Here is a 15,993-nt window from a genome sequence, read left to right on the forward strand (position 1 = left end):
ATTATTTCGAGCTGATACCCAGCTTCTGCTCCAGGTAGTGAATGCTGGTACCGCCTTGCTGGAAGGCCAAATCGGCCATCAGGTCAGAATGCAGCGCAGTATTGGTTTTAATGCCTTCAACATACATCTCAGACAAGGCCACGCGCATTCTGGCAATCGCCTGTTCGCGAGTCGCGCCATGCGTGATCAGCTTGCCGATCATGGAGTCATAATGCGGGGGCACGGTATAACCGCCATAAACATGGGTATCCATGCGCACACCAGGGCCGCCAGGCATATGAAAGCGATTGATAAAGCCTGGTGAAGGCACGAAAGTGTACGGGTCTTCAGCGTTAATACGGCACTCAATGGCATGGCCATTCAACACGATATCGCGCTGGCGGAACGGTAATTTTTGGCCGGCAGCAATAAAGATCTGCTGTTGCACCAGGTCGATACCGGTGATCATTTCGGTCACGGTATGCTCCACCTGCAAACGTGTGTTCATTTCAATGAAATAGAACTCGCCATTTTCGTACAAAAACTCAAAAGTACCTGCGCCACGGTATTTAATCTTGCGGCAAGCCTCTGCACAACGCTCACCAATCTTGTCACGGATTCTATCCGTTAACAGTGGCGAAGGTGCTTCTTCAATGATTTTCTGGTGACGACGCTGCATAGAGCAGTCACGGTCACCCAGGTAAACCGCGTTACCATGCTGGTCAGCCAAGATCTGGATTTCAATATGGCGCGGATTTTCGAGGAACTTTTCCATGTAAACCATGGGGTTACCAAAGGCCGTTTGTGCTTCGGCTTTAGTCATATTCACGGCATTGAGCAACGCCGCTTCGGTATGCACCACACGCATACCACGACCGCCACCGCCACCCGCTGCTTTAATAATGACAGGATAGCCAATACGTTTAGCCGTTTTTATGATTTCGGCCGGATCGTCATTCAAGGCGCCATCAGAACCTGGCACACAAGGCACGCCCGCTTTTTTCATGGCATCTTTAGCGGAAACCTTGTCACCCATTAAACGGATGGTTTCGGCACGCGGGCCGATGAACACAAAACCACTTTGTTCTACACGCTCGGCAAAATCTGCGTTTTCCGACAAAAAGCCATAACCAGGGTGAATCGCCTGCGCATCAGTCACCTCTGCAGCACTAATCACTGCTGGAATATTCAGGTAACTTTTAGCTGACGGCGCAGGGCCAATACACACAGACTCATCGGCCAATTTGACATATTTAGCATCACGGTCGGCCTCAGAGTGCACCGCTACCGTTTTAATCCCCAACTCACGACAAGCGCGCTGCACACGCAAGGCTATTTCGCCGCGGTTGGCAATCAGTATCTTCTCAAACATTATTAACTCCGCGTCTCAATAGCCGCGTGGCTTGCAGCCACGACGCAATTTAACTTCGTTGCTGCGCTGCCTGCAGGCAGCTGGTCACCGCGGTTGGCAATCAGGATTTTCTCAAACATAGTGATTAACCAATCAGGAACAGGGGTTCGCCGTATTCGACAGGCTGACCGTTTTCAACAAAAATCTTTTTAATCGTGCCAGAGAACTCGCTCTCAATTTCATTGAGCAGCTTCATCGCCTCGATAATGCACAAAGTATCGCCAGTGCTGACACTGCTGCCAACGTCGACAAAGGCTTTGGCATCAGGTGAAGACGCGCGGTAGAACGTACCCACCATTGGTGATTTAACCACTTTGCCATCCAGCGCTTCCGCTGGGGCAGCCGCAGGGGCTGTGGCCGCTGCTGCAGGTGCCGGTGCTGCTGCCACGGGCGCTGGGGCAGCGACATATTGTGCGACCGGTGCAACGCCTGGTGCCATGGCACGGCTGATACGTACTTTTTCTTCGCCCTCGGTCAGTTCCAGCTCGGAAATCCCCGATTCCTCGACCAGATCAATCAATTTTTTGAGTTTACGTAAATCCATAAAAGCCTCGAATGTAAATGTTTTAATGTTTATTAGAGTTGTTGGATGTAACGATAAGCAGCGAAGTATCCCTCTGCGCCCAAACCGCAAATGACTGCGGTTGCAATATCGCTGAAATAAGAATGATGACGGAATGACTCTCGCGCATGCACATTCGACAAATGCACTTCAATAAACGGCACCTTGACCGCAGAAATAGCATCACGAATGGCCACGGAGGTATGTGTGAATGCAGCCGGATTAATGATGACATAATCGACGCGGTTCACGGAAAGTGCGTGTATTTTCTCAATGATCTCGGCTTCAGAATTACTTTGAAAAGTATCCAGACGCACCTGATCAGCGCGCGCCAAATCTTGCAAACGTTGATTAATGTCTGCCAGTGTTTGACTGCCATAATGCTGCGGCTCACGGGTGCCCAGCATATTTAAATTGGGTCCGTGAATCACCAGGATGGATTTGGTGCCCATTTCACACGCCTCTCATGGAGAAAAGTACAACCTTCATGGCGTCGAAGTTTGCCGAAGTTATTGCATTTTGTCCAGCGGAATTCGCAGTTTAAAGAAAATTGAAAGTCGCTAATTTAGCCGACAATTGAAGTGGTTTTGTAGCGAACAGACGGGATTTGACCGCCTGTGCACACTAGAAAAAAGCCATTAAAACGCTACAAATTGAGTGCACTTTGCAGCATTTGGCGATTGACGCGGCCAAAGAAAATTTGCGTCACCTCGCCTTGCGCGGAAATCACCACCGTATAAGGCAACACACCTTTATGGTTACCCAATGTTTCAGCCAATGGCATGCCTTCATTCTCGGCTATCAGCAGGGGATAGCTCACTGGCGTGCTTTCTATAAACTCATGCACGGCGGCAGCCTCATCAATCGCCAGACCCAATACAGCAACCTGAGGGTGCGCACTGGCCAAAGCAGAAATCTCCGGCATTTCTTCACGACAAGGCTCACACCAGGTCGCCCAGAAGTTCAAAATAAGCGGCTTGCCTTTATATTGCGCCAGTGGATATGCTTTACCGCCATGATCGAACAGGGTGGTGGCCCATACCGGTGCAATGTCTGCCGCAGTCGGCAATGCGGATTCTGTTGCCATAAACTGGTGGCGGTTAAGATATAACCAGCGAAAACCGCTGCCAAGCACCACCATGAGCAGCACCGTCATGACCACGCGGGCGACATTACGCATGCGGCAAGGCCTCTACTGGTTTTAATTTAAGTGCGCGCACCGTGCGCACAAAGCGCTCAGCATCCTGATAGCCTTTAATCACGGGCTGCATGGCCTGGCCCTGTGCATTGAAAAACACGATGCCAGGCGGCCCAAATAAGGCAAATTGCTTCAATAACGCGGCATCTTCAGCATGATTGTCTGTCACATCGGCCTGCAACAGTAATACGCCTTGCAATTCAGCCCGCACAGCGGGGGCGCTGAATACAAACTGCTCGTACTCCTTGCAAGACACACACCAGTCGGCATAAAAATCCAGCATCACCGGCTGGCCATTGGCAGCCTTCAAACGTTGCTCAAGCGCTTGCACGCTATGCACGCGCTCAAACGCCAATGGCTGCACACTGGCAGGTGAACTTGCCATCAGATTTTGTAATGGTTGTAGCGGCGAGCGCGCCCCTGACCAGGCACCGACGAGCAAGGCGATGCCATATAGCAGCAAGATGACCGCAAATCCTTTAAATAAGCGCTGTACCGTGCCCGCCGTGGCAGGCAGGGGATCAATTGCCCGCAAATAAATTGCAGGCACAATGCAGAGTACCGCCCATAATACCAATTGAGCTGTTACCGGCAAAATCGGACTGATGACCCAGATGGCCACACCTAGCATCAGCACACCAAACAAGCGCCGAATCGTATTCATCCACTCACCAGCTTTGGGCAGCAATGTGCCCGCAGAGGCACCGATCAATAACAATGGCACACCCATACCTAAAGAAAGTGAAAACAAAGCCACCGCGCCCAGCGTGACATCATGGGTTTGGCTGATATAAAGCAAGGCACCCGCCAGCGGCGCTGCCACGCACGGGCTGATAATCAGTGCGGAAATGGCGCCCATCAGAAAATCACTGAATAAATGACCACCTTTAAAGCGGCTGCTCCAGTTAAAAAAGTAATTCTCAACCGCGCTTGGCAACTTCAACTCATAAAAGCCAAACATCGAAAAAGACAGCACCACAAAAATCAACGCACCGGTGATCAGGGCAGCCGGCGTTTGCAAGGCGTTGCTCAACAACTGCCCCGACAAACCTGCCGCCACCCCTGCCAATGTATAAGTCAGACACATGCCCAAGGTATAAGCCAATGACAGCGTGAAGGCTTTACCGCGCGAAACATGCGCATTTTTACCGACAATAATGCCGGATAGAATAGGAATCATGGGGAACACACAAGGCGTCAATGCCAACAACAAGCCCGCCCCGAAAAAGCCCGCAACAATCTGCCACCAGCGGCCAGAAGATAATAGTTTTCCGGAGAACTCGTCTTCAACAGGTGCAACGTCTGACGCAGCAGATGTGATGCTGTGAGAAGAAACCGCAGATCCAAAGGAAGGTGACTTGGACAAAGGCAGTGATTTGGTTTGCGGTGGGTAACACAAGCCCTTTTCGCTACAGCCCTGATAACGCACCTGCAACATGTCAGGCGCGGCGCCCGTAAACACGACCTCGGCTAAGGTGTCGTGGTGAAACACCTGCTGCTCACCAAAATTAGGGTCATTTTTAGTTTCGCCCGCAGGCAATGTGATTTTGGCAGTGTCCCCGGCGGGCAACACCAATTGAATGCGCTCACGGTATAAATAATGTCCCGGTGCCACGGTGAACTTGAGCTGCGCATGGCTTGCATCTACCAAACCGGCCTCGACTTTAAACGCCTCATCGACGGGCAAGAAATCTTCGCTGCTATCGTCCGTAAACAGCTTTGAAAACTGCGACGCCGCATGCACGGGTGGCATGGCGAGCAATAGCGCCACCAGCACGATCCAGCTTCTTAACCACATTGTCATCAACAATTTACTCCTGCACCCTTGTTTCTGCCGCCACCCATGCCAGATATTCTGGCAAACCCTCGTTCACATGGATGCCTACAATCTCCGGAAGTTCATAAGGATGCAGCATCCTTAACTTAGTCGCGCAGTCAGCATAAACCTGACAAGTCGTTTTGATGGTCAGTCCAATCTCTTCCGCTTGCTCAACTTGCCCTTGCCAGCGATAGATTGATGTCACCGGGCTTGAAATATTGACACATGCCGCCAACTTCTCTGTAACCAGCGTCTGCGCGATATGCTCGGCACATGCCCTGTTCGGCACATGCGTAAACACGATTATAATTTCCTCTTTTGGCGTCATGGGCGCTGACTCACAGACAGGATTCTGACATGCGTTTTCTCATCTTTGCTATTCTACTGGCTTTTCCGTTTCTGGAGATAGCCGTCCTGATCGAACTCAGTCAGCGCTATGGCTGGTGGGTACTGGTCTATTTGGTCACGATTGGCTACCTGGGCCTGAAACTTATCCGCAGCGAAAAAGACCTGATTGCTGCGCGTATGTTCCAGCAAATGAGCGCGGGTGGCAATCCCGTTTCGGCGATGTTTTCAACCGCCAGAAATATGTTTGCCGGGGTACTATTATTAATCCCAGGCGTCATTAGCGACGTGCTCGCCGTCATATTGCTGCTGATTCCCGGCAACAATGCGGGCGTAGGCACAACTGGCAATCAAAACAGCGCGCAGTATCGTGCCAGCGCCAACGACGAAGTGATTGAAGGCGAATTTACCGAAGTAGATGACAGCAAGCCAGCAGACAACGTGGTGCACTTACCTCGCAAAGATTAACCCGACAGAAAACAACGCCTTATGAATCGTGTCTTGATTGAAAATAGCGGCCACATTTTTGATGTGCGCCCTAGCCAAACCGTGCTGGAAGCCGCCATCGAAGCCGGTATCAACCTGCCTTACGGTTGCCGCAATGGCGCCTGCGGCGCATGTAAAGGCAAAGTGTTGACCGGCAAAGTCATGCATGACGACTTTCAAGGCAATGCGCTGACCGATGCAGAACTAGCCGCAGGCCTGGCACTGTTTTGCTGTGCGCGCCCACTGGAAGACCTCGTCATAGAATGCCGCCAGATTGATATGGTGCAAGGCATCAAGCCACGCATTCTGCCCGTGCGCATCCAGCATAAAGAGCAGCTAGGCGATGACGTCATGGTGCTGCATTTACAGTTGCCAGGCACCGAACAACTCACCTTTATGGCCGGGCAATATGTCGAATTCCTACTCAAAGACGGACGCCGCCGCGCATTTTCCATCGCCAATGCCCCGCACGAAAAAGGCTTTATCGAGCTGCACATCCGCAAAATTGCCGGTGGTCACTTCACCGAACAAGTATTTAACGAGATGCCGGTAAAAACCATACTTCGCATAGAAGCACCCTTGGGTAGCTTTTTCCTGCGTGAACAAAATGACAAGCCTATCATCATGGTCGCCGGTGGCACTGGTTTTGCGCCGGTGAAAGGCATGATAGAGCACATGATTTTCAACCAGATCCAGAGACCGGTTTACCTGTATCGCGGCGCGCGTCAGATGGATGATTTGTATATGGATGACTTGTGCCAGCGCTGGGCGCAGTTTATGCCGAATATTCAATATATCCCGGTGATTTCAGATGGCAACAACAGTGATAACTGGGATGGCCGCCGCGGACTGGTGCATCAGGCCGTGCTGGAAGATCATGCGGATTTGAGTGGATTTGAAGTGTATGTGTGTGGCGCACCTGGCATGGTAGATATTGCCAAACAGACGTTTGTCGCGCGTGGGCTGCCTGAAGAAGAGTTTTATAGTGATGCGTTTACGTTTGCGCCTAAGTAACTTGCCTCTGCCTTGCGCTATTTTTTCGCCTGTAGGCGAGTCACTTTCTGATGCTTGCCCCTCAGAAAGTAACCAAAGAGGAGGGCACCCAGCCATCACGGCCTAAAGGCTCCCTTGCGTTGCTCAAATTAGGACTTTCGTCCGTTGCTTTGCTGGACTTAGGCATAAGCCGGTCACGAAACTCATCCTAGCGGGCTGCACACTACGCAGCCCACCGCGGGATTCGGACAGTCGCTCCCTCTACTCTTATTTTGTCTCCGCTACTCAGCGTGATGGAATGGGATTTGTCTCGCCAAACTCAACATAGTAGAAGTTTGAACGGTTAAAAAACAGATTGGTTTGTTAAAAGCACAAATAGTAGCATTCGCCTGGTGTTCGGGGTCCCCATCTGCCGCGCCGAGCAACGCAGGGTTGGCGGGAGTTCTCGGCCATCGGCTGTTTGAGCTCCGCAACAAGCCACGTTCTGTGTGGCTTGTCAGGGCGAGTTTCGATGGACGCCCGGCAAACCGAGTAGCACAGGAATCAAGCGGAAGCTGGGGTGCATTTCTTTTGGTTACTTGTTCTTTGGGCAAGCAAAGAAAAGTAACTCGCTGTAAAAGCGAAAAGGGCTGGTTAAAAAATTACCCTTTTAACCATCTCGCAATATCCATCGCATAATAAGTCAACACGCCATCCGCCCCGGCGCGCTTAAACCCAAGCATCGCTTCCAGCACACACGCTTTCTCATCCAGCCAGCCATTCTGTGCGGCAGCTTTAAGCATAGCGTATTCACCACTGACATGATAAGCATAGGTCGGTACACCAAACTCGTCTTTGACGCGGCGTACAATATCCAGATACGGCATACCTGGTTTCACCATCACCATATCGGCGCCTTCTTCCAGGTCCAGCGCGACCTCTTTCAACGCTTCGTCAGAGTTGGCCGGGTCCATCTGGTAATTGTATTTATTGCTTTTGCCGAGATTGCCAGCAGAACCAACCGCGTCACGAAACGGACCGTAGAAAGCAGAGGCGTATTTGGCGGAGTAGGCCAGTATGCGTGTGTAGATATGCCCGTGCTCTTCCAGCGCATCGCGAATGGCGCCAATACGGCCATCCATCATGTCAGAAGGCGCGACCACATCGGCGCCTGCTTCTGCATGACATAAGGCTTGTTTGACCAGGACCTCAACAGTTTCATCATTGAGCACATAACCCGTGTCATCAATCAGGCCATCCTGGCCATGCGTCGTGTAAGGATCCAGGGCGACGTCAGTAATCACGCCCAGTTCAGGGAAGGCCTTTTTCAGGGCTTTGACCGTACGCGGCACCAAGCCATCCGGGTTGTAGGCTTCTTTGGCATCCAGACTTTTGTATTGCTGTGGCACGACCGGGAACAAGGCCAGCGCAGGAATACCCAGCTTGACGCATTCTTCGGCGGTTTTCAGTAATACATCAATACTTTGACGCTGCACGCCTGGCATGGAGCCGACGGACTCAATCTGCCCTTCGCCTTCCAGCACAAATACCGGGTAAATCAGGTCATTCACCGTGAGGACGTTCTCGCGCATCAAACGGCGAGAAAAATCGTCCTTACGCATGCGGCGTGGACGGATAGCAAGAAATTGATTACTCATGGTAGCCCTTTGCTTTACCCAAATACCCTGGCCAGTTCAGCGCCGGGATCGTCCTGACGCATAAATGCTTCACCGACCAAAAAGCCGTTAACGTTGTGGCTGCGCATCAGGGCGACGTCTTCCGGTGTAAAAATACCGGACTCAGTGACCACAAAGCGATCTTCTGGCGTGTTTTCGAGCAAATCGAGCGTGGTTTGCAAGGTGACATCAAAAGTGCGCAGATTACGGTTATTGATGCCCAACAAAGGCGTTTCCAGTTGCAGGGCCAGTTCGAGTTCGTCTGCATCATGCACTTCTACCAGCACCGCCATACCCAGATTATGGGCGGTCAGTTCCAGCTCGCGCATTTGTGCCAGTTCCAGCGCGGCAACAATCAGCAAAATGCAGTCAGCGCCCATGGCACGCGCTTCATAGACCTGATAAGGGTCGATCATGAAGTCTTTGCGCAGCACTGGCAATTTACAAGCAGCACGGGCTTGTTTTAAATAAGCTGCGGAACCCTGAAAATATTGTTCATCCGTGAGTACGGACAAGCAGGCGGCGCCGCCTTTTTCATAGCTTTTGGCGATTTCCGCAGGGTTGAAATCCGCGCGAATAATGCCTTTGGATGGGCTGGCTTTTTTAATTTCAGCAATCACTGCTGGTTTATCCGCATCGACCTTATCAACAATATTGCCGATAAAATCACGGCAATCAGGCTGATCCAGCGCTTCATCACGCATCGCATTCAGCGGCTTGATCGCTTGTGCCTTAGCGATTTCTTCGCGTTTGGTGGCTAAAATTTTATTTAAAATATCAGACATAATGTACTCGCATGTTTATCGTTTCACTTACTGGCTGCGCGCATGCGCGCTTACTGGTAAGTATGATCTTGATGTTTAATCCAGCCGCTCTGGCGCCCTTGCGGATCGTGGTGCGTCCAATGCATGATGCCACCTTTGGGGTTGTAAATATACTCACCTTTAAAGGTCACTACATCACCTACACTCAGTGCTTCCACCCGTGGTGCCAGGTCAATATTATGCGCAAATAACAAGGTTTGTTCAGGCGAGATACTGACCAAAAAACGCTGGTGCCGGGCACCTTTGTTATCGTCAGGCAGCAGTTTTTTCACCACACCGCTCCCCGCCAGCCAGACATGGCTTTGCTTTTGGGCAAAAGCCTGCTTAACGGCGGCATTGTCTTCTGCTGCCAGACCAGCAGACAGTGATTGCAGGTTAAGCGTTTGAGCCTGTGATTTAACTTCAACCGTTGACTGCGGCCGATTGCTTGTACCATAGCTGCTTGCGCCCTGTTGCGACGTTTGCTGACACGCAGCCAGCAAACAAACCAGCGCAATCAATCCGTAGCGTTTCATGCCGCCTGGCTCAAGGCTTTCAGTTGTTGCAGTTTATTCAAGGCCGCGCCTGAGTCAATGGATTGCGCCGCTTGCGCAATGCCCGATGGCAAATCATTTGCCAGGCCAGACACATAAATGGCAGCACCTGCATTCAGCAATACAATATCGCGCGCCGGGCCTTTTTCACCAGACAGCAAGCCCAGGATAATCTCGCTGGAATGCTGTGCGCTTTCCACCCGGATGCTGTTGATGTCATGCAACGGCATGCCAAACTGGGCCGGGTTCAAAGTGTACTCACTGACTTTGCCGTCTTTGAGTTCGGCCACATAAGTGTCGGCAGAAAAAGAGATTTCGTCCATTTCGTCCGCGCTATGTACCACCATCACATGCTCGCTACCCAGTTTTTGCAAGGTTTGCGCCAGCAATGGCACAAGATCGCGATGAAACACGCCCATGACCTGGCGCTTGGCACCGGCCGGATTGGTCATTGGGCCTAACAAGTTGAACATGGTACGCACCCCAAGTTCACGGCGCACAGGCGCGGCATACTTCATGGCGGCATGATGATTTGGCGCAAACATAAAGCCAATGCCCGCTTCATTGACGCAACGCACCACTTGCTCCGGCGTCAACGCGATATTCACGCCCAGCGCCTCCAGCACATCGGCAGAGCCACTTTTTGAAGAGGCTGCACGGCCACCATGTTTGGCGATTTTTGCACCAGCGCCTGCGGCAACAAAGGCTGATGCCGTTGAGACATTAAATACCTTGTTAGGTGCACCACCCGTGCCACAAGTGTCAATCAAATGACGCGTATCGCTAATATCCACTTTGCTGGAAAGCTCACGCATCACCTGCGCGGCAGCGGCAATTTCAGTGACGGTCTCGCCTTTAACACGCAAAGCAGACAAAAAGCCCGCAATCTGGATCTGGGTAAATTCGCCGCTCATGATCTGCTGCATGATTTGCAGCATTTCTTCATGCGTGAAATCGGTATGGTCAATCAGTCGCTGCAAGGCGATTTTAGGCGTCATACTCACCATTAATAACCTTTCAGGAAGTTGTCCAGCAACTCATGTCCGTACTCGGTCAAGATAGATTCGGGGTGGAATTGCACACCTTCCACGGCCAGTGTTTTATGCTTGACGCCCATAATCTCGCCATCTTCAGTCCAGGCAGTGATCTCCAGACAATCCGGAATGGTTTCACGCTCAATGACTAGCGAGTGGTAACGCGTCGCGGTATATGGGTTAGGCAGATTCCTGAAGACACCGGTATTGGTATGGTGGATCAATGAGGTTTTACCATGCATCAGGGTTTTGGCCTTGATGATCTTGCCGCCAAAGGCCTGGCCGATGCTCTGGTGACCCAGGCACACGCCCAGCAGCGGAATCTTGCCAGCAAATTCATGAATCAGTGGCACAGAAATACCTGCCTCATTCGGCGTACAAGGGCCAGGGGAAATCACGATTTTCTCCGGCTGCATTGCTTTAATCTGTTCCAGCGTGATCTCATCATTGCGGTGCACATGTACGTCTTGCCCCAGCTCGCCGAAATACTGCACGAGGTTGTAGGTAAAAGAGTCGTAGTTATCAATCATCAACAACATATCAGGCTCCCTTTCCTGCATGGGTTTGAATATTGGCCGCTTGGTTATCTAAACCAGCCTGCACCAGTTCGGCGGCACGAATCACCGCCTTGGCTTTATTTTGGGTTTCGTCCCATTCAGACTGCGGCACCGAGTCGGCAACAATACCAGCACCCGCCTGCACATAAAGCTTGTTGTCTTTAATCACCGCCGTACGGATGGCAATCGCCACATCCATATCGCCGTTAAAACCTAAATAGCCGACGGCACCTGCGTAAATACCACGCTTGGACGGCTCCAGTTCCTCAATGATTTCCATCGCGCGTACTTTGGGGGCACCGGAAACCGTGCCTGCAGTAAATGTCGCTTTCAGCACATCAATCGCATCCAGGCCAGGTTTGAGCTGGCCTTCTACATTGCTGACGATATGCATCACGTGTGAGTACCGCTCAATGGTCATATTGTCGGTGACTTTCACCGTCCCCGTCAGCGCGACACGGCCGACGTCATTGCGACCCAAGTCCATCAATTGCACGTGCTCGGCACGCTCTTTGGGATCGGCCAGCAATTCGGCTTCCAGCGCCAGATCGTGGTCACGGTTTTTACCGCGAGGGCGTGTACCTGCAATCGGGCGGGACGTTACCGTGGTGCCTTCCAGGCGCACCAGAATCTCTGGCGAAGCGCCAACCACATGATGGTCGTCCATATCGTAATAGAACATATATGGTGATGGATTCAGGCTGCGCAAGGCACGGTACAAACTCAGTGGCGGGGCGTCAAAGTCTTGCACCATGCGCTGGCTGAGCACCACTTGCATGATGTCGCCCTCAAGAATGTATTGCTGGCCTTTTTTAACTGCCGCTTTGAAGTTATCTTCACCAAACTCTGAAATAGCTGCTGTTTTTGCAGTTGGTAATGCCGCAGGAATCTCAACGTTGCAACGTAATTTCTCCACCAAAGCATGCATGCGCGTACACGCAGTTTCATAGGCATTAGACTTGGCCGGATCGGCATACACAATGAAATACAATTTGCCGGACAGGTTATCCACCACAGCAATCTCTTCAGACACCATCATTAAGATGTCTGGTGTACCAATCACGTCTGGCTTTTTCCGCTTGCCCAGACGCTTCTCAATGTATTGAATGGTCTCGTAACCAAAATAGCCCGCCAGACCGCCGGTGAAACGCGGCAATCCATCGTATGGCGGTGTTTTGAAACGGGCCTGATAGGCTTTAATAAAGTCGAGCGGGTTTTGATCAGTGTGCGACTCAATGACTTGATCGCCTTGAATGACTTGCAGGGCCTCATCACGTACGACAATACGCGTGGTGGCTGGCAAGCCGATAATCGAATAGCGGCCAAAGCGTTCGCCGCCTTGTACGCTTTCGAGCAGGTAAGAGTAGGGTTGATTCGCCAGTTTCAGATACAGCGACAAAGGCGTATCCAGATCGGCAAAGGTTTCCATCACCAGCGGAATACGGTTGTAGCCTTGCGCCGCCAGCGCGTCAAATTCGGTCTTGCTTAAGGTGCTTAACATGATGCTTTTTCCAGGTTGATCGTCGAGTGTGTCGTGGGCAAGCCTCACGACAGATCAGTGCAAATGGCGTGCACCAGCGCCGGGGAGTAGGACTAGCCCCGCCACGAACGACGCCAGCTTAATACTGGCCAACTGGAAGAATGATGAGCACAAAACATCATGATATCTGGACAAATTTCTTGTTATCCCCGCTTAAGAGAGCAGGTAACTCCAGCAAGTTCACCACCTCGGTGAGTTGCTGTACCGTGGCATCCACGGTTGCCACATCAATGGCGCGCCCTTGATTATACCCATAAGGCACAGTCACGACAAAGCACCCCGCAGCATGTGCTGCCTGAATATCGGTTTCAGAGTCACCCACCAGCACTGCCTCGGCTGGCAAAGTGCCTAGCTTTTGGCAAATATGCAACAGCGGCAACGGGTCTGGTTTCTTTTTAGGCAAGGTATCGCCGGAGACAACGATTTCAAAAAAATCCGCCAATCCGGCATGCTGCAATAAAGGCAGGGTAAACTTTTCCGGCTTGTTGGTGACACAGGCTAAACGATAGCCTTGTTTTTTCAATTGTTGCAACGCTGGCAACACGCCAGCAAAGACCTGGCTGGCTGTCGCATTCGCCTCATAAAAACCATGATACAGCGGTTGCGCACGGGCAAATTCCTGCTCAGAGGGCTCACCGTGCATGCTACCAACCAAACAACGTTTGATCAGGTTTTGCACGCCTTCGCCAATATAAGTGGTGATTTGTGCCTGGGGTAACATGGGCTTGCCTAACGCCACCAGCATACGGTTGGCGGCTTCGGCAATTTGCGGCGCGGTATCAAGCAGGGTGCCGTCCAGATCGAACATCACCACCCTGACTTGGAACCGCATCTTGATTACCCTTGCAACGCTTTAAATTTATACCGTTGCCAAGGCAGCTCGCAACTGACCAACAATCGTGTCATAACGGTTAGGGTCAGTGTCTTTACCCGCACCAAACACAGCGCTACCAGCCACGAATGTATCGGCACCGGCTTTTGCAATTTCAGCGATGTTGTTCGCGTTCACGCCGCCGTCCACTTCCAGCCAGATTTGACGACCAGTCTGCTCGTAGTAAGCATCAATGCGTGCACGGGCCTGTTTCAGTTTATCCAGGGTTGCTGGAATGAATTTCTGGCCACCAAAACCTGGGTTCACAGACATCAGCAGAATCATGTCCACTTTGTCCATCACGTAGTCCAGGTAATGCAATGGCGTCGCTGGGTTAAATACCAGGCCAGACTTGCAACCGCTGTCACGGATCAATGCCAGGCTGCGGTCGATATGATCAGACGCTTCCGGGTGGAAAGTGATGATGTCAGCACCGGCTTTGGCAAAGTCAGGGATGATACGATCCACTGGTTTTACCATCAAATGCACGTCGATCAGCGCGCCAGCATTGTGAGACAACTCACGAATGGCATCACAGACCAATGGACCAATGGTCAGGTTAGGCACGTAATGGTTATCCATCACGTCAAAGTGAACAATGTCAGTGCCGGATTTAATGACGTTTTCGATTTCTTGGCCTAATTTGGCAAAGTTGGCAGAAAGAATACTTGGGGCAATGCGAAAAGTTTTATCCATGCTGGTGTTCCGTCTCTTGAGTTCCGTGAATTAATCTAATAAAAATTTAGCAAAACCAATATTTTACCGCCAATTTGTTTCAAATTGACAGGATTCTTGCTTGTGACGCGTGAATATAAGAAAATGTCGGCACTATTAGACATGGATTTCCATCCAAACGCTCATGAACTGTTTGCAAGCGCCGATTTGTTTATCTTTTGACCCTGTCCCGCAGGTAAAATAGCGCCATGCAACTGTATACCATTGGTGTCAACCACACCACCGCCCCCATTGCCATCCGCGAGAACGTTGCGTTTAACAACGAAACCTTGCCGCAGGCGCTGGCGGATCTGGCACGTCATAACGTGGCAGAAGTGGCGATTTTATCGACCTGCAACCGCACTGAAATCTATGTGCAGTCCATCCGCCCCGAAGTGGTGATTGACTGGCTGGCGGCCTATCACCGCTTGGACGCAGACAAATTGCTGCCTTACACCTACACCTTGAGTAGCCACGAAGCGGTCAAGCATGCGTTCCGCGTCGCCAGTGGCCTGGACAGCATGGTGCTAGGCGAGGCGCAAATCCTCGGGCAATTCAAACAGTCAGTCAAAATTGCGCAAGATTCAGGCACGCTGGGCACCATGCTGCACAAGCTGTTCCAGCGCACTTTTGAAGTGGCCAAAGAAGTCCGCACCAATACCGACATTGGCGGCAGCTCGATTTCGATGGCCGCCGCCGCGGTTAAACTGGCGCAGCGTATTTTTGGTGACCTGAGTTCACAAAGTGTGCTGTTTATTGGCGCAGGCGAAATGATAGAGCTGTGTGCCGACCATTTTGCCGCGCAAAAACCCAAAAAAATCACCGTTGCCAACCGCACACTAGAGCGCGGCGAACAACTGGCAGAGAAAATTCGCGGCCAAGGCTTAAACGTACAAGCCATTTTGCTCAATGACCTGCCCGAGCGCTTTCAAGAATTTGATATTGTCATCACCAGCACCGCCAGCCAGTTGCCAATTGTCGGCCTGGGCATGGTGGAGCGCGCCATTAAAGCACGTAAGCACCGGCCGATGTTTATGGTCGACCTCGCCGTGCCGCGTGACATTGAGCCCGAAGTCTCCGCGCTGGATGATGTGTTTTTATACTCGGTCGACGATCTGGCGCAAGTGGTGACCGAAGGCCTGGGCAACCGCCAGGAAGCCGCCGTCAATGCTGAGCTCATCGTAAACTCGCGCGTAGAGCACTTTATGCAGTGGCTCAAACAACGCGAAGCGGTGCCCACTATTAAAGCCTTGCGCGACCAGGTAGACACCGTACGTAAAGCCGAACTGGAAAAGGCGCTTAAATTACTGCAAAAAGGCGAATCGCCGGAAAAAGCCCTCGAAGCCCTAAGTAATGCACTCACCAATAAATTTTTGCATGGTCCCAGCCATGCGCTCAACAACTCTCACGGCGATGCCCATGCGCATATGGAGCACCTCGTGAAACAACTCTTTCAAATTAAAGAATAACTT

17 protein-coding genes are annotated in these 15,993 nt (G+C 51.6%); 3 read left to right on the top strand and 14 right to left on the bottom strand.

The features are described 5' to 3' along the window. Position 1: 1 nt before the first annotated feature. The 6 genes from accC to cutA all read right to left on the bottom strand — a co-directional run bounded on the left by accC (position 2) and on the right by cutA (position 5,297). The gene (accC, locus tag INP79_RS00235) at positions 2-1,351 is read right to left on the bottom strand and encodes an acetyl-CoA carboxylase biotin carboxylase subunit (RefSeq protein ID WP_194752469.1); all 1,350 of its coding nucleotides are present in this window, start codon (positions 1,349-1,351) and stop codon (positions 2-4) included. 124 nt (positions 1,352-1,475) lie between these two features. Next, on the bottom strand, positions 1,476-1,934 hold the full coding sequence (gene accB, locus INP79_RS00240; RefSeq protein WP_194752470.1) for an acetyl-CoA carboxylase biotin carboxyl carrier protein: 459 nt from the start codon (positions 1,932-1,934) through the stop codon (positions 1,476-1,478). A 32-nt stretch (positions 1,935-1,966) separates the two neighbouring features. Continuing rightward, positions 1,967-2,404: a type II 3-dehydroquinate dehydratase gene (aroQ, locus tag INP79_RS00245; RefSeq protein ID WP_194752471.1), complete on the bottom strand. Its 438-nt coding sequence runs from the start codon at positions 2,402-2,404 to the stop codon at positions 1,967-1,969. A gap of 194 nt (positions 2,405-2,598) precedes the next feature. After that, entirely contained in the window at positions 2,599-3,132 is a 534-nt protein-coding gene (locus INP79_RS00250; protein ID WP_194752472.1) for a TlpA disulfide reductase family protein, read from the bottom strand. After that, a complete protein-coding gene (gene dsbD / locus INP79_RS00255) occupies positions 3,125-4,948 on the bottom strand; it encodes a protein-disulfide reductase DsbD (RefSeq protein ID WP_194753778.1) in 1,824 nt (607 codons plus the stop codon). The genes INP79_RS00250 and dsbD overlap by 8 nt, the downstream gene beginning before the upstream one ends. A 13-nt stretch (positions 4,949-4,961) precedes the next feature. Continuing rightward, the gene (cutA, locus tag INP79_RS00260; protein WP_194752473.1) at positions 4,962-5,297 is read right to left on the bottom strand and encodes a divalent-cation tolerance protein CutA; all 336 of its coding nucleotides are present in this window, start codon (positions 5,295-5,297) and stop codon (positions 4,962-4,964) included. Positions 5,298-5,326: 29 nt separating this feature from the next. On the opposite strand from cutA, the gene INP79_RS00265 reads away from it, so the two are divergent. Together INP79_RS00265 and INP79_RS00270 are read left to right on the top strand one after the other, a co-directional pair. Beyond that, entirely contained in the window at positions 5,327-5,782 is a 456-nt protein-coding gene (locus INP79_RS00265; protein ID WP_194752474.1) for an FxsA family protein, read from the top strand. Positions 5,783-5,803: 21 nt separating this feature from the next. Then, complete coding sequence (locus tag INP79_RS00270) at positions 5,804-6,814, top strand: CDP-6-deoxy-delta-3,4-glucoseen reductase (RefSeq protein WP_194752475.1); 1,011 nt, start codon at positions 5,804-5,806, stop codon at positions 6,812-6,814. Positions 6,815-7,434: 620 nt separating this feature from the next. Here INP79_RS00270 and hemB read toward each other — a convergent pair. The 8 genes from hemB to rpe form a co-directional block, all read right to left on the bottom strand. Then, positions 7,435-8,430, bottom strand: coding sequence for a porphobilinogen synthase (gene hemB / locus INP79_RS00275; protein WP_194752476.1), 996 nt, complete (start codon positions 8,428-8,430; stop codon positions 7,435-7,437). A 14-nt stretch (positions 8,431-8,444) separates the two neighbouring features. Further along, positions 8,445-9,233 (bottom strand): indole-3-glycerol phosphate synthase TrpC, encoded by a 789-nt coding sequence (trpC, locus tag INP79_RS00280; protein WP_194752477.1) that lies wholly within the window; start codon positions 9,231-9,233, stop codon positions 8,445-8,447. 50 nt (positions 9,234-9,283) lie between these two features. Beyond that, positions 9,284-9,787, bottom strand: a complete 504-nt coding sequence (locus INP79_RS00285) for a DUF3465 domain-containing protein (RefSeq protein ID WP_194752478.1) — start codon at positions 9,785-9,787, stop codon at positions 9,284-9,286. Next, on the bottom strand, positions 9,784-10,812 hold the full coding sequence (gene trpD / locus INP79_RS00290) for an anthranilate phosphoribosyltransferase (RefSeq protein ID WP_194752479.1): 1,029 nt from the start codon (positions 10,810-10,812) through the stop codon (positions 9,784-9,786). The genes INP79_RS00285 and trpD overlap by 4 nt, the downstream gene beginning before the upstream one ends. Then, positions 10,812-11,378 (bottom strand): aminodeoxychorismate/anthranilate synthase component II, encoded by a 567-nt coding sequence (locus INP79_RS00295; protein ID WP_019880692.1) that lies wholly within the window; start codon positions 11,376-11,378, stop codon positions 10,812-10,814. The genes trpD and INP79_RS00295 overlap by 1 nt, the downstream gene beginning before the upstream one ends. A 1-nt stretch (position 11,379) precedes the next feature. Next, entirely contained in the window at positions 11,380-12,897 is a 1,518-nt protein-coding gene (gene trpE, locus INP79_RS00300; RefSeq protein ID WP_194752480.1) for an anthranilate synthase component I, read from the bottom strand. Positions 12,898-13,054: 157 nt separating this feature from the next. Beyond that, a complete protein-coding gene (locus INP79_RS00305; protein WP_194752481.1) occupies positions 13,055-13,768 on the bottom strand; it encodes a phosphoglycolate phosphatase in 714 nt (237 codons plus the stop codon). 27 nt (positions 13,769-13,795) lie between these two features. Beyond that, a complete protein-coding gene (gene rpe, locus INP79_RS00310) occupies positions 13,796-14,503 on the bottom strand; it encodes a ribulose-phosphate 3-epimerase (RefSeq protein WP_194752482.1) in 708 nt (235 codons plus the stop codon). Positions 14,504-14,730: 227 nt separating this feature from the next. On the opposite strand from rpe, the gene hemA reads away from it, so the two are divergent. Continuing rightward, positions 14,731-15,990 (top strand): glutamyl-tRNA reductase, encoded by a 1,260-nt coding sequence (gene hemA, locus INP79_RS00315; protein WP_194752483.1) that lies wholly within the window; start codon positions 14,731-14,733, stop codon positions 15,988-15,990. The last annotated feature ends 3 nt before the right edge of the window (positions 15,991-15,993 follow it).

This window comes from Methylophilus sp. QUAN (assembly GCF_015354445.1).
Lineage (GTDB): Bacteria > Pseudomonadota > Gammaproteobacteria > Burkholderiales > Methylophilaceae > Methylophilus.